The following is a 24,989-nucleotide window of genomic DNA, read 5'->3' on the forward strand; positions in this document are numbered from 1 at the left end:
CCCCCCCCGGGCTCTCCGGGGTGAGAGCAGGCGCTAAACTCAATGCGGGCTCACCGCGCCCGCGTCAGCGCCAGCCAGACCCCGCCCCCGATCATGAAGCCGCCGGAGATGCGCGACACCAGCCGGGTCCGCCTGGCCGAGAACAGTTTTCGCGCACGGCCCGCGAGCAGCGCATAGATCGCGTCGGTGAGACCCGCGATCACCATGAAGGTGACGCCGAGCAATCCGACCTGCGGCACGTGATCCCGGCCCATGTCCATGAACTGCGGCAGGAACGCCCCGAAGAACACCATCACCTTCGGGTTCGACAGCAGCACCAGCAAGCCCTGCAGGAAGAAGCCGCCGCGCGGCGGCGGAGGCGGCTCCTCGCCCGCCGAGATCCCCTCGATCGGCGAGCGGATGAGCTGAATGCCGAGCCACACCAGATAGGCCGCGCCGATCAGCCGCACCCATTCGAACCAATAGCCCATGGTCGCCATCAGCGATGTCAGGCCGACAGCGACGATGCCGATCGCGATCGCAAGCCCGGTCTGCACGCCGGCGATATTGATCAACGCGGCACGGGTTCCGTGACGCAGACCGTTGGCGATCAGCAGCGTCACGACGGGACCGGGCAGCAGCGCAAGCCCGATGCAGGCGGCAACGAAGGCGATATAGACTTGCAGGGACATGAGGCGCCTCGATGTGGATGAGATGTCACTAATGCACGGCATGTCGGCAGAGGGAAGCTGCAACATCTCGACGTATTCCAAGTCGAACAACTTGCAGCGCTCCGCTTGACACGCAACCTTTTGGTTGCCTATTCTTCATCAAATGGACGACGTCTTCAAGGCGCTGGCGGATGCGTCGCGGCGGGCGCTGCTCGACAGGCTTCATGCGCGGAACGGCCAGACCTTGACCGAACTCTGCGACGGCCTCGCCATGACGCGGCAGGCGGTGACCAAGCACCTGGCGATTCTGGAAGCGGCCAATCTGGTCACGACGCTCCGGCACGGCCGCGAGAAGCTGCACTTCCTCAATCCGGTGCCGATCCACCAGATCGGCGACCGCTGGATCAGGAAATTCGAGCGCGCCAAGCTCGTCGCGCTCGGTGAATTGAAGAAGCGATTGGAGGAACGGGATGACTGAGCCGAAGGAGACCCACGCCGTCGATCTTGCGCACTTCAAGCCGGAGACGGTGTACACGATCTACATCGCGGCGACGCCGGAGAAGGTGTGGCAGGCGCTGACCTCGGCCGAGTTCAGCCGGCAATATTTCTTCGGCTTCGCGATTGAAGCCGAGCTGAAGGCGGGCGGCGCCTTCATCGTGCGCGCGCCCGACGGCTCCGAGCACATCAGCGGCCAGGTGATCGTCTGCGAGCCGCCGTACCGGCTGACGGTCACGTGGGATGTCAACTGGCCGGGCCTCGTCGACGCACTGGGCCGCACGCTCGTGACCTACGAGATCGAACCGGCTGGCGACGCCGTCCGTCTCACGATGACCGAAGCGCATGAGCGGCCGCTCTCCGACGACATCCTGTCCGGCGGGCGCCAGGGCTGGCCGGCCATCCTGTCGAGCCTCAAGAGCGTGCTCGAGACCGGCAAGCCGCTCGCGGTGAAGATGACGCCGCCGACGCGCATGCTGGCGGCCCTGAAGGCGATGGGGATTGCAGTGCCTTGAACGACAAGGCCTGCTACGATACCGCAGCGATCTGTGGGATGCTGGCGAGAACAACGCCGACCTGGACCGCATTGCTCAGCATGCCACCCCAATGTAACCGGCGCAGCCGACGCACGGCCGTCGCATCGCCGGAATCCCTGTCGCGGATGCGCGCGTCCATCTGCCGCAGAAACCAGCGGCGCGAGAGCAGCGCGAACGCCGCGATCAGGCCAATGCCCAGCCCCAGAACGGGGCGACCGTCGGCCAGAACGACCAGCGCGCCGATGCCACCAGCGATCGAAAGCGCCACGAAGTAGGAGTCGAACATGCCGCGCAGGAGCCGGGTGACCGGCACGATGTCGAGCCGCACCAGCAGAAAGGCCGGCGCGGCCAGCAGCAGATAGAACATTGGCAGCAACAAGACGATCGTGGCAAACAACGCGATGTTGTCCGGCATCATTCTCCTCCGATATTGGCGCCGGAAGGACCACCGGCGAGCCGCGTTTCGAAACGAGCCCGTTCGAGGGCGTCCATGCTCCATCGAACCTTCGGCGCGGCTCGCCCTTGCCTTACGCCGGAGCTACGATCCGGCGGTACAGATGCCAGGTCGCATGGCCCAGCACCGGCACGGTGACCAGCAGTCCCAGGAAGTACGGCAATGCCGAGATGATCAGCAGCACGGTGATGACGGCGGCCCAGCCGATCATCGGGCCGGGACTGGTCACGACCGCGCGCACGCTGGTGATCATCGCCGTCACGAAATCGACGTCGCGCTCCAGCAGCAGCGGAAACGACACGACCGTGAGCGAGAACAGCACCAGCGACAGGGCGGCGCCGTCGAGATTGCCGATCGCGAGGAAGAGCAGACCTTCGTTGGTCGTCAGCACCACGGTCATGAACTCCCTGATGCTGGAGAAAGAGGCATTGAGCCCGAGCAGCAGCGCGATCAGGAGGCGCACCTGGTACATCCAGATGATGAAGAAGAATAGCGTCACGAACGCCATCCAGCCGATCTCGCCGCGCGAAGTGATCGTGCGCCAGATCCCGCCATAGGACATCGGCTGGCCGAGTTCGCGGCGGCGGCTGACCTCATAGAGACCGATCGCGACGAACGGGCCAATCAGCGCAAACCCCGCGGCCAGCGGATAGGCCAAGTAGACCATGCCGAAGGCGGTGACGCACAGCACGATGCTGATGCCGCCGAGCACGTAGATCAGCCCGAAAGCAAGGCCGAACATGGGCTGAGCCTGAAAATCGCGGAGGCCTTGCGTCAAGGCCTCGGCAATATCGGCCGTGGTGATGCGGCGCACCACGGGATCGGATCGTCCCGAGACGGATGCGGTCATCGGCGTACCCTCCAGACTGTTGTTCTTTGCACCGATGCTAACAGCGGGAGGGCGGGGATTTCAATTTCAACTTGTAGGCAGAGGATAAGGGCGTGACCTTCACATCTCGTCCGACGATGAAGCTCTCACAGCACGGACGGTATGCTCCCTCTCCCGTTCTTACGGGGTGGGGGTTGGGGTAAGGGGCAAACGCACGGGAAGTGTCCGTGGCGAGACCTGTCCCCCCTCACCCGGATTGCATCTGACGATGCAATCCGACCTTCCCCGCAAGCGGGGCGAGGTGCACCGAGCGTGCCGCGCCACCTTACTTTACATCTCAGCGACTACCGACGAAAAGGCGGTCGGACCGCCGCCCCTACCCCCGCGCCCTCAACTCCCGCCGCAGCACCTTGCCGGTCGCCGTCATCGGCAGGGTGTCGGTGAATTCAACGTGGCGGGGGTATTCATGCGCGGCGAGCTTCACCTTGACGAAGTCCTGGATCTCTCGCGATAGCGTGTCATTTGCAACGAAGCCGGGCCGCAGCACGATCCACGCCTTGATGGCCTCGGTGCGCACCGGGTCGGGAATGCCCACGACGGCCGCCAGCGCGACCGCCGGATGCTTGAGCAGCGTGTCCTCGATTTCCGCCGGGCCGATGCGATACCCGGCCGACGTGATGACGTCGTCCTCGCGGCTCGCATACCAGAAATAGCCGTCGTCATCCTGGGTGCCGAGATCGCCGGTCAGCAGCACGTCGCCCGCGAACTTCTTCCGCGTCGCCTCCGGATTGCGCCAATATTCTATCATGGTGCAGGGGTTGGGCTGGCGCACGCCGATGATGCCCCTCTCGCCGCGCGGCAGCTCCTCGCCCTTGTCGTTGACGATCAGAACCTGGAAGCCGGGCGTCGCCTTGCCCATCGAGCCCGGCCGGATCGGAAACAGCTTTGCATTGTTGCCGACCACGAGATTGCACTCGGTCTGGCCGTAGATCTCGTGCGCATCGATGCCGAAAGTCGCGCGCACCCAGTCGAGCAGCTCGGCGCCGAGCGACTCGCCGCCGGTGAGGATGCTGCGCAGCCGGACCCCCTCGTGCTTGACGTTGGCCTGGCGCATCAACTTCAGCGCCGTCGGCGGCAGGAACACGTTGCGGACGGCGTAGTCCGCCATCAGTTGCATTGCGGCCTGCGGCTCGAATTTCTTCGCGCGATATCCCACCACCGGCACCGCGTGATACCAGGCCGGAAACAGCGCGTCGAACAGGCCGCCGATCCAGGCCCAGTCCGCCGGCGTCCACATGACGTCGCCCGGCTTCGGCAGGAAGCCGTGCACCATCTCGACATTGGGCAGATGTCCGAGCAGCACGCGATGGGCGTGCAGCGCGCCCTTCGGGTTACCGGTCGTGCCCGAGGTGTAAATGATGATGGCAGGGTCGTCGCTTGACGTGGCGACGGTCGGGAATTGATCCGAGGCGCGCTCCAGCGCCGGCCAGAATGGCCGGGCGCCGAGGCCGTCGCCGTCAGTGACATAGATCGTCTTGAGCTCCGGCAGATGGTCGCGAATGCGCGCAAGCTTCGCAAAGCCCGTGGTGTCGGTGACGACGACCTTGGCGCCGGAGTTCTGCAGCCGGAATTGCAGCGCGTCCTCGCCGAACAGCGTGAACAGCGGCACCGAGACGAGACCGGCGCGAAACGCCGCCAAATGGACGATCGGCAGCTCCAGCGACTGCGACAGGAACACCGCGACGCGGTCGCCCTGCGCGAGACCATCGGCCTTCAATACGTTGGCGAAGCGGCAGGAATAGTCGCGCAGCTCATCGAACGAGACGCGCCGGGCGGCGCCGTCCTCCTCGACGACGATCAGCGCGAGGCGGTCCGAGCCGTCGGCGTGGCGATCGCAGGTCGCGACCGCGATGTTGAACTGCGCCGGGATTTGCCAGCGGAAGTCGCGATAAAGCTGGTCGTAGTCGGACGTTTCCTTGAGCACTGTTTTTCTCCGTCATGGCCGGGCTTGTCCCGGCCATCCACGTCTTTCTGCTCGTGACAGTCTTAAGGACGTGGATGCCCGGGACAAGCCCGGCCATGACGGTGTGGAGGCAATCTTGCTTGATTGCGCGCAGTCGGCTCAGCCTGTCAACGCCGCCTTCACCAGCGCACTGGCCTTCGCAAAGTCCATCTGGCCCGTATACTTGGCCTTCAGCACGGCAATGACTTTGCCCATGTCCTTCATGCCGGCGGCACCGGTTTCAGTGACCGCAGCGGAGATGGCGGTCTTCACCTCGTCGTCGCTCATCTGCTTCGGCAGATAGGCCGAGATGACCGCGATTTCCTCGCGCTCGCCGGCGGCGAGCTCGGCGCGGCCGCCCTTTTCATACAGCTCGACCGATTCCTGACGCTGCTTGATCATCTTCTGCAGCACCGCGAGCACGTCGGCGTCGGTCAAGGGCGGCTTGCCTTCGCCGCGCGCGGCGATGTCGGCGTTCTTCAAGGTCGAGTTGACCATGCGCAGGGTGGACAGCTTGCGCTCGTCCTTGGCCTTCATCGCCTCCTTGACCGCATTGTTGATGTCGTCGCGCAGCATGATCTTGCCCTCTCGAATTCCGTTGCGGCTGGTCTAGGCGGTTCGTCCCGGCGAGACAACTCGGTTCCGCATACGTTCCGGCCGTTCACTCGTAAACCAGGCCATTCTCCGTGCAAATTGACCGAAATCGCGTGTGAATCGCTCGCTTCCCGCTTTGACGCCGCGCGCCAGGGGCACTATGTCAGGGGCACTATGTAGAGGCCTCATGACACACATCGATACTGACGCCGCCTGGCCGGACCATAAACCGACCGCGCTCCTCGTGCTCGCCGATGGAACGGTGCTGGAAGGCTACGGCCTCGGCGCCGAGGGCCACGCGGTGGGCGAGGTCTGCTTCAACACCGCAATGACCGGCTACGAGGAGATCCTGACCGATCCGTCCTATGCCGGCCAGCTCATCACCTTCACCTTCCCGCATATCGGCAATGTCGGCACCAACGACGAGGATATCGAGACGGTGAACATGGCGGCGACGCCGGGCGCGCGCGGGGTGATCCTGCGCACGGCGATCACCGACCCATCGAACTACCGCGCCACGCGCCATCTCGACCAGTGGCTGCGCGCGCGCGGGATCATCGGGCTGTCCGGCATCGACACAAGGGCGCTGACCGCGCTGATCCGCTCCAAGGGCATGCCGAACGCCGTGATCGCGCATGCCAGGGACGGCCATTTCGACCTCGACGCCCTGAAGAAGGAAGCGCGGGAGTGGCCGGGCCTGGAGGGCATGGACCTCGTGCCGATGGTGACTTCCGCCCAGCGCTTCACCTGGGACGAGACCCCCTGGGTGTGGAACGAGGGCTTCGGCCAGCAGACCAAGCCGGAGTTCAACGTCGTCGCGATCGACTACGGCATCAAGCGCAACATCCTGCGCCTGCTCGCCGGCGTCGGCTGCAAGGTGACGGTGGTGCCGGCGACGACGCCGGCCGAGGACATCCTGGCGATGAAGCCGGACGGCGTGTTCCTGTCGAACGGACCGGGCGATCCCGCGGCGACCGGCAAATATGCCGTGCCGGTCATTCAGCAGGTGATTTCGTCGGGCACGCCAACCTTCGGCATCTGCCTCGGCCATCAAATGCTCGGACTTGCGGTCGGCGCCAAGACCAAGAAGATGCATCAGGGCCATCACGGCGCCAATCATCCGGTCAAGGACGAGACCACCGGCAAGGTCGAGATCACCTCGATGAACCATGGCTTCGCTGTCGACCAGGATACGCTGCCATCGGGCGCGACGCAGACCCACATCTCGCTGTTCGACGGCTCGAATTGCGGCATCCAGCTCGAGGGCAAGCCGGTGTTCTCGGTGCAGTATCACCCGGAAGCTTCGCCCGGCCCGCGCGACTCGCACTATCTGTTTCAACGCTTTGCCGAGCTGATGCGCGAGAAGAAGCGCAGCGCAGCCTGAGGCCGGTGACTCCAGACAATTCGAAATGCCCGGGCTGGTCCCGGGCATTTTTCTGTCCGCAATCATGTGATCGCCTGCGTCGGTATTGCCCTCGATCTTTTCGCACAGCATTTATATGATAGATGTCATACCTTGGAGGTCGACAACATGAGCGAGACGGATTTGCGCGGTGACTTCGGCGTGGTGCCGCTGGCGGTGCTGGCGTCGATGCCCGGGCTCGATTTCGTGCGCGGCATCTTTGCCGGGACTTTGCCGCAGCCGCCGATCATGCAGACCGTCGCGCCGTTTGACTGCAGCGCCGAGCCCGGCCAGGTCGTCATGCACAGCGTTCCGGCCTTGCGGCACTACAATCCAATCGGCTCGGTGCACGGCGGCTACGCCGCGATCCTGCTGGATTCCGCGATGGGGCTCGCCGTCCACACGATGTGCCCGCGGGGCAGCGGTTACACCACGCTTGAATTCAAGGTCTCTTTCATCAAGGCCATGACCGAGGCCACCGGCATCGTGAGAACGGAGGGCAGGACGCTGTCGTTCGGACGCCGCGCCGCGACGGCCGAGGCACGCATCGCCGATTCGCAAGGGCGCCTGCTGGCGCACGCCACTACGACTTGCCTGGTGTTCGAACTGCCCAAGGCGTGAACTGGAACGGCGGCCACGCAGGCCGGTTGATGGGGGGGAGGTTCATCTTTTTCCGAGGTCGCCATGCCTGCCGCCCCCTCGCCACGCGTCAAGACAAGCGAACCGCTCGGCATCGTATTCACGGACGACGGCCTCGTGCCCAACAATCCGCTGCCGTTCCTGGTCTACGAGGCCGTCATCTATCTGGATAGCACCGATCCGGCGGCCGACATCGAGCGCATGTTCGCCGCCAATGGCTGGGGCGACATGTGGCGCAACGGAGTCTACGACTATCTGCACTATCATGCGACCGTGCATGAGGCGCTGGGCGTCGCCAGCGGAACGGCGCGGGTCCGCTTCGGCGGCGACCGCGGTCGGGAACTGGAGCTTCGGCCAGGCGACGTCGCCATCCTGCCGGCGGGCACCGGACATCAATGCATCTCCGCCAGCAGCGATTTCTGCATCGTCGGCGCCTATCCGCCCGGACCAAAGATGCAGATCACGCGGCCGACGCCGGAGAACCACGCGCGCGCCCTGAAGACGATCCCGGCGGTACCGCTGCCCGCGACCGATCCCGTTCTCGGTGCGGGCGGCCCACTGACGCGCCTGTGGCACCAGGCGCGCTGATCAGGCGCAATACAGCCGATACAGTGTCTGCAGGATCTCGCGGACCTCGCGGCTCGCCAGCCGATAGTAGATCGTCTGGCCATCGCGCCGGGTGGCGACGAGATCCAGCGCGCGCATCTTGGCGAGATGCTGCGACAGCGCCGCCTGTCGCAACCCGACCTGCTCGGCGAGATCGCCGACCGCGCGCTCGCCGTCGATGAGGTTGCAGAGCACCATGAGGCGCTTCGAATTCGCCATGGCAGCGAGCAGGCCCGCCGCCTCCTCCGCCTTGACGTCGAGCGCCGCCACCATGGCCTCACGGGTTTTGCGCCTGGCCTGTGTTGTCATCATTGTTACTTCTTCATTTTCGTATATATGCAATAATGCACATGATAGCTGATTGCAACATGCCCCCCTGACGAGGGAATCAAGGACGATATGATCACGGAGTATACAGCGGTCACGGCGCTCGCAGGCGGCGCCCTCATCGGCGCTGCAGCCGTCATGCTGATGGGCCTGACCGGCCGCATCGCCGGCGTCAGCGGCATTGCCGCGCGGCTGTTGCCGCCCTGGGACAGCGCCCTCGCTGGCCGGCTCGCCTTCATAGGCGGCCTGGTCGCGGCCGCCCTTGCAGTCCGCATCGTCAGCGGGAGCCTGCCGCCGCTGAAGCTGGAGGTCGGTCCGATCGATATGGTTGCAGCCGGGCTGCTGGTCGGCTTCGGGGCGGTCTGGGGCAACGGCTGCACCTCGGGTCATGGCGTCTGCGGCATCGCCAGCCTGTCTCCTCGCTCGATCGTCGCCACGCTGGTGTTCATGGCCACCGCGGTCGCGACCACCTTCCTCGTTCGCCACGTGCTGTGAGGCGCCATGATCATCTTCATCCAGTTCATCGTCGGCCTCGTCTTCGGCCTCGGGCTGCTGCTCTCGGGCATGTCCAATCCGGAGAAGGTGCTCGACTTCCTCGATTTCGCCGCGATCCGCTCCGGCGGCTGGGATCCGAGCCTGATCCTGGTGATGGCTGGAGCGGTCGGGGTCACCTTCGCCGGCTTCCGATTGGTTTTCCGGCGCCGGCGTCCCGTCCTCGGTGACCAATTTCACCTGCCATCCTCGCAGATGCTGGATTGGCGGATCGCAACCGGCCCTGCGATCTTCGGCATCGGCTGGGGCCTCGCCGGCATCTGCCCGGGCCCGGCCTTCGTGGCGCTCGGCTACGGCTCGCCTGCCGTCGTCCTGTTCGTCACGGCCATGATGATCGGAATGGCCGCAGCCCGCATGCTCTCGCGCCGCCGGCCCTCGCTCGCCGCGGTCACTTCAGAATGAGGAAGGATTGAATGCCCGGCATGCCACATCCGGTCGACCTGTCGGTGAAACCCGAGGTCACACCGTTCTTCGACTCCGCCACCAACACCGTCAGCTACGTGGTCAAGGACCCAGGCTCGCGGGCCTGCGCCGTGATCGATTCAGTCATGGACATCGACTATGCCTCGGGGCGCATCGCGCCGCATTCGGCCGACAAGATCATCCGCCTGATCGAGGATCGCGGCTGGCAACTGGACTGGCTGATCGAGACCCATGTCCACGCCGACCATCTGTCGGCTGCGCCCTACATCCAGTCCCGGCTGGGCGGCAGGATCGGCATCGGCGCCAACATCAGGATGGTGCAGGAGACCTTCGGCAAGATCTTCAACGAAGGAACCGAGTTTCAGCGCGACGGCAGCCAGTTCGACCGCCTGTTCCATGATGGAGACAGCTACCGGATCGGCGCAATGACCGCCTTCGCCATGCATACGCCGGGTCACACGCCGGCCTGCATGACCCATGTGATCGGAGACGCCGCCTTCGTCGGCGACACGCTGTTCATGCCGGATGGCGGCTCGGCACGGGCCGACTTTCCTGGCGGCGATGCGCGCACGCTGTATCGCTCGATCCGCCGGGTGCTGGATCTGCCTGACGCGACGCGGCTGTTCATGTGCCACGACTACGGTCCAAACGGCCGCGAGATCCGCTGGGAAACGACGGTGGCCGAGCAGCGCGCACACAACATCCACGTCCGCGACGGCATCACCGAGGATCAGTTCGTCGCCGCCCGCGAGGCGCGCGACCGCACCTTGGACATGCCCAAGCTGATCATCCCCTCCCTGCAGGTGAACATGAAGGCGGGACGGCTGCCGACGCCCGATCAGGACGGCCGGCGCTTCCTGAAAGTGCCGCTCAACGCACTCTAAGACACCCCTCGCCCCACCGAGCACGCGGCGGACGTCGCGGCTCGGCTTTCCCATTTGGCAGCGGCCGGGCACCGGCGCGGCACGCCACTCTGGAGCATCGCAGGATGATCTTGTCCGCTGCCGAGCTTGCGCTCGGCTCGCTGTCCGGCTCTTTCGTCGGATTCACGCTCGGCCTGATCGGCGGGGGCGGATCGGTGCTGGCCGTGCCGCTCATGGTGTATCTGGTAGGCGTCGGCAATCCCCACGTCGCGATCGGCACCAGCGCGGTCGCCGTGGCGATCAACGCGGCGGCCAATCTCGCCAATCATGCCCGCTCCGGCAACGTCAAATGGCCTTGTGCGCTGGTGTTTGCTGCAACGGGCGTGGTCGGCGCCTTCGCTGGCTCGACGCTCGGCAAGATGGTCGACGGTCAGAAGCTGCTGCTGCTGTTCGCCCTCGTCATGATCGTGATCGGACTCTTGATGCTGCGCAAGCGCGGCACGAACAGCCGGCTGGACGTCAAGCTTTCGCGCGACAATCTGTTGGCGCTAGTGGCATTCGGCTTCGGCACGGGAACGCTGTCCGGCTTCTTCGGCATCGGCGGCGGCTTCCTGATCGTTCCGGCTCTGATGTTTGCGACGGGCATGCCGATCCTCTACGCGATCGGCTCCTCGCTCGTGTCCGTCACGGCGTTCGGACTGACGACCGCGGCGAACTACGCGCTGTCGGGGCTGGTCGACTGGGCGCTGGCGGCGACCTTTCTCGTCGCCGGCATCGCCGGGGGCCTGGTCGGTGCGAAGCTGGCGGCTCGCCTGTCCGGCACGCGCGGCACCCTGAACAAGGTATTTGCCAGTGTGGTGTTCGTGGTGGCGGCTTACATGATCTACCGGAGCTGGTCGGCACTCGGCCACTCCGCATAGCGCGGCATCGAGACTGGACGGGCGCACCACGTGCTCGCAGCGCGCCCGGACCTCAACTCGACGCGGGCCCGCTTATGCCGCGTTGCTGCCTTCCTGGCGGCTGGCTTCGAACAAGAACCAGGTGCGGCGCTCGGTCTCGTCGATGAAGGTCTCAAGCAATCCCGCGGTGGCCGGATCGTCATTGTCGTCGCACAGCTCGTGCGCCTTCCGCATCGCGGCCGCCATGTGCTTGTTGTCTTCCATCAACTCCCGCAACATCTCCCGCGGCGGCACATACTCTTCGTTGTTGTCCTTGATGGTCTGCAGCTTGCTGATCTGGCCGATCGACTTGACCGTGGTACCGCCGAGCTTGCGAACCCGCTCGGCGAGCTGGTCCGTTGTGGCGAAGATCGCGTCCGACTGCTCGTCGAGCATCAGGTGATAGTCATGGAAGTGCCGGCCGCTGACGTGCCAGTGGAAATTCTTGGTCTTAAGGTAAAGCGCGAACGCATCGGCAAGCAGCGTGTTCAACGCCGTCGAAATCTTGTTCACGGCGTCCGGCGACAGATCGGTCGGGGTATCGAGCTCGGGGGCGGTCTTGTCGGTCTTTGCTTTACTCACGGGTCAGCCTTCCTGTTAGAAGCAGCGATGGACACGGGTGATCGGACCCGTTAACGCTCGCTGACCCCTCAAGTTCCCATCAAGGAACTGTGTTTGCCGGAACCCGCCATGGACGACTGGATCGACTATTACGATTCCACGCACACGATCTATGCGAGCAAACTGCATCGCGACCTGCACTTCCAGGCGATTGCGCGCGACATCGTCGGCTATATCCCCTCGCCCGACGCGGTCGTTCTCGACTATTCCTGCGGAGAGGCCTTATCGGCCGCCAAGGTCGCCGACGCCTGCATGACGCTGATCCTGGCCGAGCCGGCGCCGGGCGTGCGCGGCCGGCTGATCGCGCGTTTCGCCCCCAACACCAAGATCCGCGTGCGCTCGCTGGACGAGCTGCGCAACATGCAGGAAGGCTCGATCGACCTCGTCGTCATGAACTCCGTGGCCCAGTACATGAGCGAGGCGGAATTCGACGCAGCCCTGGCCGTGATCAGGCGGCTGCTGAAGCCGTCCGGAAAGTTCGTTCTCGGCGATGTCCTCCGCCCGGACGTTGGCATGGGCCGCGACGTGCTCGCGCTGCTGATGTTCGCCGCGCGGGACGGCTTCCTCAAGGATGCCATGGTCGGGCTGGTCGCCACCGCCCTGTCCGATTACCGGCAGCTGCGAACCAAGGTCGGCCTGCAGCGCTACAGCGAGGCCGAGATCCTGGCGCGGCTGAAGAAGGCCGGCCTCAGCGCCGTCCGGGCGCCGAAGAATATCGGCCACAATCCCTGGCGCATGACCTTCGTGGCGCAGCCGGTGACGGGAACCGCGTGACCGGCCGAGCCGACCAGCCCGCGCGCTGGCCCAACATCGAGCAACCGGATTAGGGTTAACTGAAACACGGGCTGGCTCACGCGGCCGTGAGAGGTAAGATCATTCCCGGCCCGGTGGCGGAAGCTACGACGCGAAGAGCGGTGCAACGCTCTTGAACCTGGTTCAAGTCCAGGCCGGGCCTCCAGCCTTCGCCGCTGCGCGGCTTCGGCTCTGCGAGCCATCCGCCGCCCTTCCGCCAGCTCCGGCCAATTTGACCGTTGATTTCGGGCCAAAACCCTTTTCGCTCAGAGGAAACTGGTCTAAAGACCGCTCGCGCGCGAGCACTGGTCGCGCCTTGGCCCTTGGCCTTCGGGGACGCGCAGCACGCGCGCCCTTTTTTTGTGCCCAATTCTCTGCCGTTTCTTGCCCGTGAGCTTGAATGCCGAAACGAACCGACATCTCGACCATCCTGATCATTGGCGCCGGTCCGATCGTGATCGGCCAGGCCTGCGAATTCGACTATTCCGGTACGCAGGCGGTGAAGGCGCTGAAGGAGGAGGGCTATCGCGTCGTCCTCGTCAATTCCAATCCGGCCACGATCATGACCGATCCGGAATTGGCCGATGCGACCTATATCGAGCCGATCACGCCGGAGATCGTCGCCAAGATCATCGAGAAGGAACGCCACATCATCCCCGGCGGTTTCGCGCTGCTGCCGACCATGGGCGGGCAGACCGCGCTGAACTGCGCGCTGTCGCTGCGCCGGCAGGGGACGCTGGAGAAGTTCGACGTCGAGATGATCGGCGCCACGGCTGACGCGATCGACAAGGCCGAGGACCGCCAGCTCTTCCGCAACGCGATGGAGAAGATCGGGCTGCAGACGCCGAAGTCGCGGCTCGCCAATGCGTCGGCGCTGAAGAAACAATATCGCGACAAATATCTGGCCGAGCGCGAGACGCTGTCGGGCGCCGCGCGCGACGAGCTCGACCGGCAATGGACGCTCGGCGAGAACGAGCGCCGCAAGCGCTATCAGGAGCATGCGCTGGGACAGGCGCTGATGGCGCTGTCCGAGATCGGCCTGCCCGCGATCATCCGTCCCTCCTTCACCATGGGCGGCACCGGTGGCGGCATCGCCTACAACAAGGAAGAGTATCTCGACATCATCGAGCGTGGTCTCGATGCCTCCCCCACCAACGAAGTGCTGATCGAGGAATCGGTGCTCGGGTGGAAGGAGTACGAGATGGAGGTCGTCCGCGACAAGAAGGACAACTGCATCATCGTCTGCTCGATCGAGAATCTCGATCCGATGGGCGTGCACACCGGCGACTCCATCACGGTCGCGCCGGCGCTGACCTTGACCGACAAGGAATATCAGATCATGCGCGACGCCTCGCTGGCGGTGCTGCGCGAGATCGGCGTCGAGACCGGCGGCTCCAATGTGCAGTTCGGCGTCAACCCGGCCGACGGCCGCATGGTCGTGATCGAGATGAACCCGCGCGTGTCGCGCTCCTCGGCCTTGGCCTCGAAGGCCACCGGCTTCCCGATCGCCAAGGTCGCGGCCAAGCTCGCGGTCGGCTACACGCTGGACGAGATCGCCAACGACATCACCGGCGGCGCGACCCCGGCGTCGTTCGAGCCGACCATCGACTACGTCGTCACCAAGATTCCGCGGTTCGCCTTCGAGAAATTCCCGGGCGCGTCGACCACGCTGACCACCTCGATGAAATCGGTCGGCGAAGTCATGGCGATCGGCCGCACCTTCCAGGAGAGCCTGCAAAAGGCGCTGCGCGGTCTCGAGACCGGTCTCACCGGCCTCGACGAGATCGACATCGAGGGGCTCGGCCGCGGCGACGACAAGAATGCGATCCGCGCCGCCCTGGGCACGCCGACCCCGAACCGCCTGCTCCAGGTCGCCCAGGCGATGCGCCTCGGCTGGTCGGACGAGGACATCTTCAACTCCTGCAAGATCGATCCCTGGTTCCTGGCGCAGATGCGTGGAATCGTCGAGATGGAGGACAAGGTCCGCCGCCACGGCCTGCCGCCGAACGCGAGCGGCATGCGCACGCTGAAGGCGATGGGCTTCTCCGACGCGCGGCTCGCGGTGCTCGCCAACACCACCGAAGCCGAGGTCGCCGCCAAGCGGCAGGCGCTCGGCGTCCGTCCAGCGTTCAAGCGAATCGACACTTGCGCGGCGGAGTTCGCTTCGCCGACCGCCTACATGTATTCGAGCTATGAGACGCCGTTTGCAGGCCGACTCGGCGACGAGAGCGCGCCGTCGGACAAGAAGAAGGTCATCATTCTCGGCGGCGGCCCGAACCGGATCGGCCAGGGCATCGAGTTCGACTATTGCTGCTGCCATGCCTGTTTCGCGCTGGCCGATGCCGGCTACGAGACCATCATGGTCAACTGCAATCCGGAGACGGTCTCGACCGACTACGACACCGCCGACCGGCTGTATTTCGAGCCGCTGACGGCCGAGGACGTGCTCGAGATCATCGCCACCGAGCGCAAGAACGGCACCGTGCATGGCGTCATCGTGCAGTTCGGCGGCCAGACGCCGCTGAAGCTCGCGCGCGCGCTCGAAGCCGCCGAGGTACCGATCCTCGGCACCTCGCCTGAGGCCATCGACCTGGCCGAGGACCGCGACCGCTTCAAGCGCATCCTCGACAAGCTGCATCTGAAGCAGCCGAAGAACGGCATCGCCTACTCGGTCGAGCAGGCGCGCCTGGTGGCGGCCGATCTCGGCCTGCCGCTGGTGGTGCGTCCGTCCTATGTGCTCGGCGGCCGCGCGATGCAGATCATCCGCGAGGACAACCAGCTCAGCGACTACCTGCTCGGCACCCTGCCGGAGCTGGTGCCGGCCGACGTCAAGGCGCGCTATCCCAACGACAAGACCGGCCAGATCAACACGGTGCTGGGCAAGAACCCGCTGCTGTTCGACCGCTACCTGTCCGACGCCACCGAGATCGATGTGGACTGCCTGTCCGACGGCAAGGACACCTTCATCGTCGGCATCATGGAGCACATCGAGGAGGCCGGTATCCATTCCGGCGACTCCGCCTGCTCGCTGCCGCCGCATTCGCTCGACGAGGCGACCATCGCCGAGCTGGAGCGGCAGACCCGCGAGCTGGCGCTCGGGCTCGACGTCGTCGGCCTGATGAACGTGCAATATGCGATCAAGGACGGCACGATCTACGTGCTCGAGGTCAACCCGCGCGCCTCGCGCACGGTGCCCTTCGTCGCCAAGGTGGTTGGCACGCCCGTCGCCAAGATCGCGGCCCGGATCATGGCGGGCGAGAAGCTCGCCGATTTCGGGCTGACAAAGCGCGCGCTCAAGCATGTCGGGGTCAAGGAATCGGTCTTCCCGTTCGCCCGCTTCCCCGGCGTCGACACCGTGCTCGGCCCGGAGATGCGCTCCACCGGCGAGGTGATGGGCATCGACCGCTCGTTTGCCGTGGCGTTCGCCAAGAGCCAGCTTGGGGGCGGCACACGCGTGCCGCGCAAAGGCACGGTGTTCGTGTCGGTGCGTGAAAGCGACAAGGCGCGCATCACGGAGGTGGTGCGGATGCTGCACGAACTCGGCTTCAAGGTGGTGGCGACGTCCGGCACCCAGCGTTTCCTGACCGACCAGGGCGTGCCGACCGAGAAGATCAACAAGGTGCTGGAGGGACGGCCGCACATCGTGGACGCCATCACCAATGGCGACATCCAGCTGGTCTTCAACACCACCGAAGGCCCGCAGGCGCTGGCTGACAGCCGCTCGCTGCGGCGCGCTGCCCTCTTGCATAAAGTGCCGTATTACACCACTCTTTCGGGTGCCGTGGCGGCCGCGCAAGGCATCCGTGCCTATCTCGGGGGAGACCTTGAGGTCCGCACCCTGCAGAGTTACTTTTCCGAAAACTAATCGCAGCGCGCGGGCGAACGCCCGCTAAGCGGTTGGCAACAATCGGCAATAGAAGCTTTCAGCAGGAACTCGCCGCCCCGTTCGATGTTGTACCGGCCTTTGACGGGACGGTCTTGCCGGGCCTTCAGGCTTTGCTTTGAGCCGCAAAGGCCTATTCTGAAGATGCTGATCGTGCGCGCCCCCGCCCGCACGACTGAAGGACGAGAAGAGATGGTGGAAAAGGTTCCCATGACTTCGATGGGCTACGCCGCGTTGGAGAACGAGCTCAAGCAGCGCCAATCGGTGGACCGTCCGCGCATCATCGAACATATCGCGGAAGCGCGTTCGCATGGCGACCTGTCCGAGAACGCGGAATATCACGCCGCAAAGGAAGAGCAGTCTCACAACGAGGGCCGCATCGCCGAGCTTGAGGACAAGCTCGCGCGCGCCGACATCATCGATGTGACCAAGCTCTCCGGCGACACGATCAAGTTCGGCGCGACGGTGACCCTGATCGACGAGGACACCGAGAAGAAGACGGTCTGGCAGATCGTCGGCGAGGTCGAGGCGGACGCCAAGAAGGGCAAGATCTCGATCACCTCGCCGCTGGCGCGCGCACTGATCGGCAAGAAGATGGGCACCACCGTCGAGGTCATGGCGCCCGGCGGCGCCAAGTCCTACGAGATCGCCAAGGTCGAGTGGCGCTGAGACAGGGCAACGTCCCGCCGGAGCGAATCGAAGGGCTGCGCCAAGGCGCGGCCCTTCGTCGTTTCCGGTGGTTGCAGGGCAGCGGAAGGCCGCCACTTCGGCAGTACACGCCCAATTCATCGCCTGTCACGACGCATGCCGGTGACGCAGTTGCGGTAATCAGCTAAATCTGCGGCCGACGAGCCGGGGCGGCAACGACCGAACCGGCCATCGTCGCATCATGGTTTTCTGTTGGGGGACGATCACACATGGAGCAGATGCTCTCGAAATGGCAACCGGCTGCACTCAGCCTGTTTCGCTTCATCACCGGCCTGCTGTTGTTTCAATACGGCGTGGCCAAGATCTTCAAGTTTCCTGTCATCCCGTACTTCGCCAACATTCCGCCGCTGATCTACACGGCCGGCATGATCGAGCTGGTGCTCGGCGCGTTGCTGATGGTCGGTCTGCTCACGCGGCCCGTCGCATTCATCCTGGCTGGCGAGATGGCCTTCGCCTACTTCATGGGCCACATGTTCAAGACAGGTGAGCCGGTATGGCTGCCGCTCCTGAACAACGGCACCGCGGCGATCGCGTTCTGCTTCTCCTGCCTGTATCTGGCGACGGCCGGCGGCGGCCCGATCAGCCTGGACGCGCTGCTGCGGAAGAAGAGCTGATCACTCGCTCCACTGTCATTCCGGGGCGATGCGACAGCATCGAACCCGAAATCCAGAGCTTATCGACGCCATCTCGAGATTCCGGGTTCAGCCCCTGCGGGGCTGCCCCGGAATGACCCTTGAGGCCTAGCTCCGTCCCTTGACCTCGAGCGGCACGGCCGCCTCGTATTTGGAGTTATGCAGCACCAGCGAGGTCCTGACGTTGCGCACATGGGGCGCCGCCGTCAGATGCGTCACGAACTCCTGGAACGTTGCCATGTCCGGTGCCACGCATTTCAGGATGAAGTCCACCTCACCGGACAGCATCCAGCATTCCCGCACCAGCGGCTCGGACCGCACGAACTCTTCGAACGCCTTCAGGTCGGCGTCCGCCTGGCTGGATAGGTGGACCGAGGCGAACACGGTCACATCGAAGCCGAGCTTGCGCGGGTCGAGCAGGCCCCGGTAGCCGGTGATGTAGCCTTCCTCCTCCAGGGTCCTGACCCGGCGCAGGCAAGGCGGCGGCGAGATGCCGACCCGCTTGGCGAGCTCGACATTGGTGATCCTGCCATCGGCCTGGATTTCGCTCAGGATTTTGAGATCGATCTCATCAAGATTCTTGGACACGGGGATTGTGGGCTCTGGCGGGATAGGAGGAGGCGCAGGGGCGCCGGGGGACGATGGGCAACTCTCTTAGCGCAGGCTGGTCAATTTGCGCAATTTTATTACTTTAGATTTCCCCCGTTGACCGGGTCGTGAAGGGAAAATTCGCCGAGATGCGTTGCAATTCTTGCATAGCTTGCCAGATGGCTTAGACTTGGATTTGACATTTTCGATGGGGCTTCGGGGCGTTTCTTTTGCGCATTCCGCTCGCTGCGTCGTCAATTCTCCCTCTTCCAGCGAGTCTTCGGTCACATGCAAGCTCCGATCCATGCCAAAGTCGTCATCATCGGTTCCGGCCCTGCCGGCTATACGGCGGCGATCTACGCGGCACGAGCTATGCTGGAGCCGGTGCTGATCCAGGGCATCCAGCCCGGCGGGCAGCTCACCATCACCACGGACGTCGAGAACTATCCGGGCTTTGCCGACGTCATCCAGGGTCCCTGGCTGATGGAGCAGATGGAGAAGCAGGCGACGCATGTCGGCGCCCAGATCAAGACCGACCTCGTGACCAAGCTCGAGCTGGGTCAGCGTCCGTTCCGCCTGACCTGCGACTCCGGTGACGTCTACCTCGCCGAGACCGTCATTCTGGCGACCGGCGCCCAGGCGCGCTGGCTCGGGCTGCCGTCGGAGGAGACGTTCAAGGGCTTCGGCGTCTCGGCCTGCGCGACCTGCGACGGCTTCTTCTATCGCGGCAAGGAGGTCATCGTCGTCGGCGGCGGCAACACCGCGGTCGAGGAAGCGCTGTTCCTGACCAATTTCGCGTCGGCCGTCACCGTCGTGCACCGGCGCGACCATTTCCGCGCCGAGCGCATCCTGCAGGAGCGGCTGTTCAAGCATCCCAAGATCAAGGTCGTCTGGGACAGCGCCCTGGATGAGATCTGCGGCGCGAGCTCGCCATCCAAGGTCACGCATGTCAGGCTGAAGAACGTCAAGACCGGCGCGCTCACCGAGCTGCCCGCCGACGGCGTGTTCGTCGCGATCGGCCATGCGCCGGCCACGGAGCTGGTCGCCGGTCAGCTCAAATTGAAACCGTCCGGTTACGTCGAGGTGGTGCCGGGCTCGACCGCGACCTCCGTTCCCGGCGTGTTTGCCGCCGGCGACGTCGCCGATGAAACCTATCGGCAGGCGATCACCGCCGCCGGCATGGGCTGCATGGCTGCCCTCGAAGCCGAACGCTTCCTCGCCCATGCCGCGAGCGAACGCGCCGCGGCGGAATGAACTGACGATGCCACGATCACGGGATGGATTTACGGATATGGATTGGGACAAGCTGAAGGTGTTTCACGCAGCGGCGGAAGCAGGCAGCTTCACGCATGCCGGGGAGCAGCTCGGGCTGTCGCAATCGGCGGTGTCGCGCCAAGTCAGTGCGCTCGAGCAGGAGCTCGCAGTCTCGCTGTTCCACCGTCACGCCCGCGGGCTGATCCTTACCGAGCAGGGCGACCTGCTGTTCCGGACCGCGCATGACGTCTTCATGCAATTGCAGGCGGCGCGCGCCAAGCTGACCGACAGCCGCGAGCGGCCGAGCGGCGATCTGAAGATCACGACAACCCCGGGCGTCGGCATCAACTGGCTGATCCCGCGGCTCGGGGAATTCACCGCGCTCTATCCGGAGATCCGGATCTCGCTGATCGTCACCGACGAGGAGCTCGATCTGTCGATGCGCGAGGCCGACGTGGCGATCCGCACCCGCAAGCCGACACAGCCCGATCTGATCCAGCGCAAGCTGTTCGCGATCAGCTTCCACGCCTATTGCTCGCCGGAATACGTCAAGCGCTTCGGTACGCCGCGCACCCTCGACGAGCTCGATGATCATCGCATTATCATGCTGGCCGACGGCCAGGTCGCCCCGCATCTGCAGAACCGCAGCTGGCTGGTCGATGCCGGCCGCAACGGATCCGGTCCGCGCGAGGCCTATTTCAGGGTCAACAACATTCTCGGCCTGGTCCGCGCCTGCCAGCAAGGGCTCGGCATCGCCGCGCTGCCGGACTACCTCGTCGAGGAAAACAGCCGTCTCGTGCAATTGTTCGGAGAGTCGGATTCGATCCAGCTCGACACCTACTTCGTCTATCCCGAGGAATTGAAGACGGTCGCACGCGTTCAAGTGTTCCGTGACTTCGTCGTGAGCAAAGCGCAGCGCTGGCCGGCGTGACATTGTGCATGTCTGACATGCGGCTTGCATGGTTGCTGCGACGCCATGTGAGAGCCCATAGTGAGCATGTGCTGAGCGTTAGCGTTGCGCATTGTCCCCCTCCTCCAGTGGCGCGAGCGCTCAGAAATCCCTCTTGGAAGGTGATTGTGTCGGCCTCTTTGGCCAATACCTCCAGCCGGGCTCATTTGGGCCCGGCTATTTTTTTTGCCGAATGTTTCCGTGTCGTGCCCGATGCGGCGTTGACAGCATCGCCTGCACCGCGCATCTAGATCGCATGTCCACGTCTTCGCACGCCAAGTTGTTGTCGAAAAAAGCTCCCCTCCCGGGGACATGTGGACGCGCGCGCTAGAATCTCTCGAATTCACCGCCGCATCACCAGCCCCGCCGCGAGGTCGGGGCTTTTTTGCGTGTCCCGTCTCCGGCTCCTGCCACCCAAGGAGATGGACCATGACCAACGTTACGACCCGACTGCGGGGCCTCTGGCTGCCCCTGATCACGCCGTTCCGCGATGGCGCGCTCGACGAACCATCCTTACGCAATCTGGTTCGGCACTACGCCGCCAAGCCGATCGATGGACTGGTGCTCGGTGCCACGTCAGGCGAAGGACTGGCGCTGTCATGGGACGAGCGCGCCCGTCTGATCAGCGTGGTCCGGGACGAGCTCGACACCATCGGCCGGCCGCTGCCGATCTGTCTCGGTGTCGGCGGCGTGGCGACGGCCGAGGTGATCGAAGCGCTCGACCGAACCGCGTCATGGCCGATCGACTTCTATCTGATCTCGAGTCCGCCTTACGTGCGTCCGTCGCAGCGCGGCCTGCTGGCGCATTTCACCGCGTTGGCCGACCGCACCGTCCATCCGATCGTGCTCTACAACATTCCCTATCGCTCGGCGGTCGGCCTCGACAACGAGACATTGCTGCAGCTCGCCGAGCATCCCGCTATCGCTGGCCTCAAGGATTGCTGCGCCAACCGCACCCAGACGCGCGACCTGATCACGCGCCGGCGCGCAGGGTTTCATATCCTGACGGGCGAAGACGCCCAGAGCTTCGATGCGCTGCAGGCCGGTGCCGACGGCGCCATCCTGCTCTCGGCACATCTGGAGACCGAGACGTTTGCCACAATCCTGCAGCACGTGAAGGCCGGCCGTCACGACGCGGCAGCAGCGTGCTGGGCGCTGGTCGAGCATCTCACGCGGCTGCTGTTCACCGAGCCGAGCCCCGCACCGGCCAAGTACTGGCTGGCGCGCACCGGCGTCATTGCGAGCCCCGAAGTACGGCTGCCAATGGTAGAGGTTGGCGCTGAGCTGGCCGCACGGCTGGATCAGCAGATCGAGCGGCGCCAGCCGACGACCACGCAGAACCGCGTTGCCTGAGCACGCCCCGACCTATTCGCCGGCTCTGCCTGGCCTTCCCGATCGGAAAGGCCAGGCAGAGCCGCGCCACCGCTGTGGAGCCGGAGCAGAATCTCCGTGGTTAATCCGAGCTAACAAACGCGATCAAAAGCGGCGCAGTCCGCAACCTCGTGTTTAAAGATGTTCCGCTATGGATGTTGAAAACGTCAAAGAGCGCGAGGACGTCGTGGCTTTGCAGGATCATCCATACCCTGAGCATCAGGGTTTCAGCGTCGAAGACATTCTCTGGGCGGTCGGGATCTGGTCCGTGATCCTGACCCTGACGCCGGCAATCGCCTTCTATTTCCTGATGGTTGCCTGACCTCGCCAAGCCCTCTCGCGCGGCGCGAATTCGGCACTCACGCGAGAGCTTGTGACCCGACGCAAAAAACGCGCGGAGGACCGCGCGTCGATGCCCCATCTGATGCCGCGATCAGGCCGCCTGCTTGTGCATGGCGCCGTTGGCCGACACAGTACCGCGAATAGCCCGCACCGAACGCTCGATCGCAGCCCAGAGGCGTGCGATCTCGGCCGCAGCACGGCCCTCCGCATAATATTCGCGCACGCCTTCACCCTGGCCCAGCGCCATCAGCAGATCGGCGCGGTTGGTGATCTGGCCGCCCCACACCGGGGCCTTGAACTTCGCCAGCGCCTCGCGGGCGATGGTGACGATCGGACTTTCGGCATCGTCGCGGCGCGCTGGCGCGCCATTGAGAACGACCGCGTAGGGCTTGCGCGCGGCGCGGCAGGTCTGGATCGTCTCCTGCACCGCGTTGACGTCGAACACGCCGGGGCGGGCCGGGATGATCACCATGGTCGCATTCTTGATCGCATCCTCGACGACGGCCGAGATGGTCGGCGGCGTATCGATCAGCACCCACTCGACGCCGTCGCGGCGGGCGGCGGACACGATCGCGCTCACCGAGTTCACGGCCGTCTTGATCGGCGGCTCGTTGGTGCCGCGCAGCTTGTGCCAAAGCGTGAGCGACCCCTGAGGGTCGGCATCGATGAGCAGACAAGACTTGCTCGACTTGATCTGCGCAGCGAGATGGGCGGCCAGGGTGCTCTTGCCTGAACCGCCCTTACGCGATGCGAAAACAATAACGTTCATACCTTGGCCTCCAGATTGACCCCGGCAGCGAAAATGAATCAGCGGACTGATTCGCGGAAGATAAATTTAGCGATTGATAAGACGTAACTCCTGATTGCCGAAACGCATTGGTTTTTGAGTCACACCAAAGCAGGCAAAACAGCAGATCAGGCGGCGATGTTCGACAACATCCGGTCATGCCCCATCGCATTTACATGTTGAGGCTGCGCATCGAGGTGTGCGTCCGAAGACTGCGGTCATGCCGAGTGCCGCCAAAGGCGGCAATCGGCATCGCTCAGGTCGCGTCTGGTCGCGTCGACTTCTTCGATTTGCCAGCGCGCGCAGTGACCGGCTTCCTGGTGACAGGACGAATGCTCATCGGCCGTTCCGCACGGCCAGATGACGCTGCCTGGCGCTCTGGCGGCCCGAATTGGGCGCGGCATGACGGCGACAGCTCGGCCTTGCGGCGAACCATGCAGGCGGTGACACGATCGACGTCGGGAATGTCGGAACTACAAAGCCGGAACGCATCGCCTGTGCATGCCTGCTCCTGCTCGGCGGTATAGGCCCGTGCGGTTACGGGGACTAACAGCGCGGCCATTACGATCAGTATGGCAGAGATGCGTGGATCGAGATCAATCCCTCTCATCGTCCCCTCCCCCTCGTTGCCGCAAAGTGTGATTGAAGGAGACCGGATTCGCAAGCAACAGTGCCACGTCGTGCTACCGATCCGGCGCGGCAAACCGCAAGCGAGCGCACGCCCGGCGATATATCCGTCGAAATACGGAGACCGGGCTCAGGCTTCCGCGGGCAAAGCTCTGCGGCCACGCCCCGGCCACAGCCATGCGCGAGAGGTCGCGACGGGTGGGACGCGGAGCACGGATAGAGGTGAGCTTGCGAACGGCCCAGCGATGGTCCCGGCCATGGTACAGTTGGGTGGGCTCGAACCACCGACCTCCTGTTCCACAGACAGGCGCTCTAACCAACTGAGCTACAACTGCATCCGCCATGGGACTGCCCGCGAGGGGCGTCCGAACGGGCCGGAAACTAGGTGCAACGGGCGAATTTGGCAAGGCCGAGAACGGATAAAGTCCCCTGCCATGACTGCGTTTTTTGACGCCGTTTCGGCCCGAGTGAGCCCCCGTTCAAGCGGGGAGCCCAGAAAGCATCGAACCCGGCCGCAACGCGCCCGGGTTCTGGATCTACCGCCGTCCATGCCGGCGCGCGGCCGCATCGCGCACCTGGCGAGACTTGAGGCTGCCTCAGGCCGCCGTCTTGAACAGCTTGGTGGCGCTTTCCTTGATCGGCTCGACCGTCTCGGCCGCAACCTTCTGGCCGAGCTCGCCGAGCTCCTTGGCCTGGGCGGTGAAGGTCTCGAACTGCTTGCGCGCGAAACCGGTCCACAGCTCCATCGCCTCCGACGGCGACTTCACACCGAACAGCTCCTGGGCGAAGTCGAGCGACGCGGTGGTATTGGCCTTCGTGAATTCCATGACCTTCGACGAGTAGACGCCGGCGCCCTTGCTGGCGTTGGCGAAGAAGGCCTCGATGGCGGAATTGTGGGTTTCCGCAGCGTCCTTGAACTTGGCGTAGTTCTCGCGGGCCTGCGACACGCCTTTTTCGGCGAGCGCGCGTACCTGTTCGGGAACCTCGAACGGAATGATCGACGCGGAGAAAGGATCGGTGGCATTGGTCATGGCATGCATCCTTCGAAACATTGAGACTGGACCGGCCCGGCAATCGGGAAGTCACTTCGGATCACGCAGAGGAACCGCCCCTGGGAGGTAACAA

Annotated in this window: 28 protein-coding genes and 2 tRNA genes; 18 read left to right on the forward strand and 12 right to left on the reverse strand. The window is 64.5% G+C overall.

Going from position 1 to position 24,989, the window contains the following annotated elements; all coding sequences use genetic code 11:
• Positions 1-50: 50 nt before the first annotated feature.
• The gene (locus ACQR2C_RS24630) at positions 51-671 is read right to left on the reverse strand and encodes a LysE family translocator (RefSeq protein WP_315802652.1); all 621 of its coding nucleotides are present in this window, start codon (positions 669-671) and stop codon (positions 51-53) included.
• A 142-nt stretch (positions 672-813) separates the two neighbouring features.
• Between ACQR2C_RS24630 and ACQR2C_RS24635 the strand changes: the two genes are divergently transcribed.
• Positions 814-1,128, forward strand: coding sequence for an ArsR/SmtB family transcription factor (locus tag ACQR2C_RS24635; RefSeq protein ID WP_316179731.1), 315 nt, complete (start codon positions 814-816; stop codon positions 1,126-1,128).
• Positions 1,121-1,660, forward strand: coding sequence for an SRPBCC family protein (locus ACQR2C_RS24640; protein WP_315802650.1), 540 nt, complete (start codon positions 1,121-1,123; stop codon positions 1,658-1,660). Before ACQR2C_RS24635 ends, ACQR2C_RS24640 begins: the two co-directional genes overlap by 8 nt.
• A 13-nt stretch (positions 1,661-1,673) precedes the next feature.
• Here ACQR2C_RS24640 and ACQR2C_RS24645 read toward each other — a convergent pair whose 3' ends face one another.
• From ACQR2C_RS24645 to ACQR2C_RS24660, 4 genes are all read right to left on the reverse strand, one after another.
• The gene (locus tag ACQR2C_RS24645; protein WP_315802649.1) at positions 1,674-2,096 is read right to left on the reverse strand and encodes a hypothetical protein; all 423 of its coding nucleotides are present in this window, start codon (positions 2,094-2,096) and stop codon (positions 1,674-1,676) included.
• A 112-nt stretch (positions 2,097-2,208) separates the two neighbouring features.
• Positions 2,209-2,985, reverse strand: a complete 777-nt coding sequence (locus tag ACQR2C_RS24650) for a DUF2189 domain-containing protein (protein WP_316179733.1) — start codon at positions 2,983-2,985, stop codon at positions 2,209-2,211.
• A gap of 355 nt (positions 2,986-3,340) precedes the next feature.
• A complete protein-coding gene (locus tag ACQR2C_RS24655; RefSeq protein ID WP_316217915.1) occupies positions 3,341-4,948 on the reverse strand; it encodes an acyl-CoA synthetase in 1,608 nt (535 codons plus the stop codon).
• A 138-nt stretch (positions 4,949-5,086) separates the two neighbouring features.
• Positions 5,087-5,542, reverse strand: a complete 456-nt coding sequence (locus ACQR2C_RS24660) for a GatB/YqeY domain-containing protein (protein ID WP_316217917.1) — start codon at positions 5,540-5,542, stop codon at positions 5,087-5,089.
• 205 nt (positions 5,543-5,747) lie between these two features.
• Here ACQR2C_RS24660 and carA point away from each other — a divergent pair, with 205 nt between their 5' ends.
• From carA to ACQR2C_RS24675, 3 genes are all read left to right on the forward strand, one after another.
• Positions 5,748-6,944, forward strand: coding sequence for a glutamine-hydrolyzing carbamoyl-phosphate synthase small subunit (carA, locus tag ACQR2C_RS24665; RefSeq protein WP_316179737.1), 1,197 nt, complete (start codon positions 5,748-5,750; stop codon positions 6,942-6,944).
• A 147-nt stretch (positions 6,945-7,091) separates the two neighbouring features.
• Positions 7,092-7,583, forward strand: coding sequence for a PaaI family thioesterase (locus ACQR2C_RS24670; protein ID WP_434882319.1), 492 nt, complete (start codon positions 7,092-7,094; stop codon positions 7,581-7,583).
• 63 nt (positions 7,584-7,646) lie between these two features.
• A complete protein-coding gene (locus ACQR2C_RS24675) occupies positions 7,647-8,189 on the forward strand; it encodes a cupin domain-containing protein (RefSeq protein WP_434882320.1) in 543 nt (180 codons plus the stop codon).
• On the opposite strand, the gene ACQR2C_RS24680 is transcribed toward ACQR2C_RS24675, so the two are convergent.
• Positions 8,190-8,516 carry an ArsR/SmtB family transcription factor gene (locus ACQR2C_RS24680; protein ID WP_315802866.1) on the reverse strand — a complete coding sequence of 109 codons (327 nt, stop codon included), beginning with the start codon at positions 8,514-8,516 and terminating at the stop codon, positions 8,190-8,192.
• Between the two features lie 90 nt (positions 8,517-8,606).
• Between ACQR2C_RS24680 and ACQR2C_RS24685 the strand changes: the two genes are divergently transcribed.
• The 4 genes from ACQR2C_RS24685 to ACQR2C_RS24700 all read left to right on the forward strand — a co-directional run bounded on the left by ACQR2C_RS24685 (position 8,607) and on the right by ACQR2C_RS24700 (position 11,292).
• On the forward strand, positions 8,607-9,029 hold the full coding sequence (locus ACQR2C_RS24685) for a YeeE/YedE family protein (RefSeq protein WP_315802865.1): 423 nt from the start codon (positions 8,607-8,609) through the stop codon (positions 9,027-9,029).
• Positions 9,030-9,035: 6 nt separating this feature from the next.
• Entirely contained in the window at positions 9,036-9,488 is a 453-nt protein-coding gene (locus ACQR2C_RS24690) for a DUF6691 family protein (protein WP_434846773.1), read from the forward strand.
• An 11-nt stretch (positions 9,489-9,499) separates the two neighbouring features.
• Complete coding sequence (locus ACQR2C_RS24695) at positions 9,500-10,393, forward strand: MBL fold metallo-hydrolase (RefSeq protein ID WP_434882321.1); 894 nt, start codon at positions 9,500-9,502, stop codon at positions 10,391-10,393.
• Positions 10,394-10,500: 107 nt separating this feature from the next.
• Positions 10,501-11,292, forward strand: coding sequence for a sulfite exporter TauE/SafE family protein (locus tag ACQR2C_RS24700; protein WP_434882369.1), 792 nt, complete (start codon positions 10,501-10,503; stop codon positions 11,290-11,292).
• Between the two features lie 72 nt (positions 11,293-11,364).
• Here ACQR2C_RS24700 and ACQR2C_RS24705 read toward each other — a convergent pair whose 3' ends face one another.
• Complete coding sequence (locus ACQR2C_RS24705; protein WP_315802641.1) at positions 11,365-11,892, reverse strand: Dps family protein; 528 nt, start codon at positions 11,890-11,892, stop codon at positions 11,365-11,367.
• A 108-nt stretch (positions 11,893-12,000) separates the two neighbouring features.
• On the opposite strand from ACQR2C_RS24705, the gene ACQR2C_RS24710 reads away from it, so the two are divergent.
• The 5 genes from ACQR2C_RS24710 (at position 12,001) to ACQR2C_RS24730 (ending at position 17,928) form a co-directional block, all read left to right on the forward strand.
• A complete protein-coding gene (locus tag ACQR2C_RS24710; RefSeq protein WP_315802640.1) occupies positions 12,001-12,705 on the forward strand; it encodes a class I SAM-dependent methyltransferase in 705 nt (234 codons plus the stop codon).
• Positions 12,706-12,812: 107 nt separating this feature from the next.
• A tRNA-OTHER gene (locus ACQR2C_RS24715) sits at positions 12,813-12,889 on the forward strand.
• A gap of 234 nt (positions 12,890-13,123) precedes the next feature.
• Positions 13,124-16,588 (forward strand): carbamoyl-phosphate synthase large subunit, encoded by a 3,465-nt coding sequence (gene carB / locus ACQR2C_RS24720; protein ID WP_315802639.1) that lies wholly within the window; start codon positions 13,124-13,126, stop codon positions 16,586-16,588.
• 210 nt (positions 16,589-16,798) lie between these two features.
• Positions 16,799-17,275, forward strand: a complete 477-nt coding sequence (gene greA, locus ACQR2C_RS24725; RefSeq protein ID WP_315717519.1) for a transcription elongation factor GreA — start codon at positions 16,799-16,801, stop codon at positions 17,273-17,275.
• A gap of 248 nt (positions 17,276-17,523) precedes the next feature.
• Positions 17,524-17,928 carry a DoxX family protein gene (locus tag ACQR2C_RS24730; RefSeq protein WP_315802638.1) on the forward strand — a complete coding sequence of 135 codons (405 nt, stop codon included), beginning with the start codon at positions 17,524-17,526 and terminating at the stop codon, positions 17,926-17,928.
• Between the two features lie 126 nt (positions 17,929-18,054).
• Here ACQR2C_RS24730 and ACQR2C_RS24735 read toward each other — a convergent pair whose 3' ends face one another.
• Positions 18,055-18,534 (reverse strand): Lrp/AsnC family transcriptional regulator, encoded by a 480-nt coding sequence (locus tag ACQR2C_RS24735; RefSeq protein WP_015664493.1) that lies wholly within the window; start codon positions 18,532-18,534, stop codon positions 18,055-18,057.
• A gap of 288 nt (positions 18,535-18,822) precedes the next feature.
• Here ACQR2C_RS24735 and trxB point away from each other — a divergent pair, with 288 nt between their 5' ends.
• The 4 genes from trxB (at position 18,823) to ACQR2C_RS24755 (ending at position 22,430) form a co-directional block, all read left to right on the forward strand.
• Positions 18,823-19,788 (forward strand): thioredoxin-disulfide reductase, encoded by a 966-nt coding sequence (gene trxB, locus ACQR2C_RS24740; RefSeq protein ID WP_315802637.1) that lies wholly within the window; start codon positions 18,823-18,825, stop codon positions 19,786-19,788.
• A gap of 7 nt (positions 19,789-19,795) precedes the next feature.
• Positions 19,796-20,719, forward strand: coding sequence for a LysR family transcriptional regulator (locus ACQR2C_RS24745; protein WP_315717522.1), 924 nt, complete (start codon positions 19,796-19,798; stop codon positions 20,717-20,719).
• A gap of 447 nt (positions 20,720-21,166) precedes the next feature.
• The gene (gene dapA / locus ACQR2C_RS24750; protein ID WP_434882322.1) at positions 21,167-22,090 is read left to right on the forward strand and encodes a 4-hydroxy-tetrahydrodipicolinate synthase; all 924 of its coding nucleotides are present in this window, start codon (positions 21,167-21,169) and stop codon (positions 22,088-22,090) included.
• A 169-nt stretch (positions 22,091-22,259) separates the two neighbouring features.
• Entirely contained in the window at positions 22,260-22,430 is a 171-nt protein-coding gene (locus tag ACQR2C_RS24755) for a hypothetical protein (RefSeq protein ID WP_315802635.1), read from the forward strand.
• 111 nt (positions 22,431-22,541) lie between these two features.
• Here ACQR2C_RS24755 and ACQR2C_RS24760 read toward each other — a convergent pair whose 3' ends face one another.
• The 4 genes from ACQR2C_RS24760 to ACQR2C_RS24775 form a co-directional block, all read right to left on the reverse strand.
• Positions 22,542-23,219, reverse strand: coding sequence for a ParA family protein (locus tag ACQR2C_RS24760; RefSeq protein WP_231327589.1), 678 nt, complete (start codon positions 23,217-23,219; stop codon positions 22,542-22,544).
• Between the two features lie 274 nt (positions 23,220-23,493).
• Positions 23,494-23,847 (reverse strand): hypothetical protein, encoded by a 354-nt coding sequence (locus ACQR2C_RS24765; protein WP_434846778.1) that lies wholly within the window; start codon positions 23,845-23,847, stop codon positions 23,494-23,496.
• A 275-nt stretch (positions 23,848-24,122) separates the two neighbouring features.
• A tRNA-His gene (locus ACQR2C_RS24770) sits at positions 24,123-24,199 on the reverse strand.
• Between the two features lie 261 nt (positions 24,200-24,460).
• Entirely contained in the window at positions 24,461-24,895 is a 435-nt protein-coding gene (locus ACQR2C_RS24775) for a phasin (RefSeq protein ID WP_315802633.1), read from the reverse strand.
• Between the last annotated feature and the right edge of the window lie 94 nt (positions 24,896-24,989).

It is taken from the genome of Bradyrhizobium sp. HKCCYLRH3061, assembly GCF_051168015.1.
GTDB lineage: Bacteria > Pseudomonadota > Alphaproteobacteria > Rhizobiales > Xanthobacteraceae > Bradyrhizobium.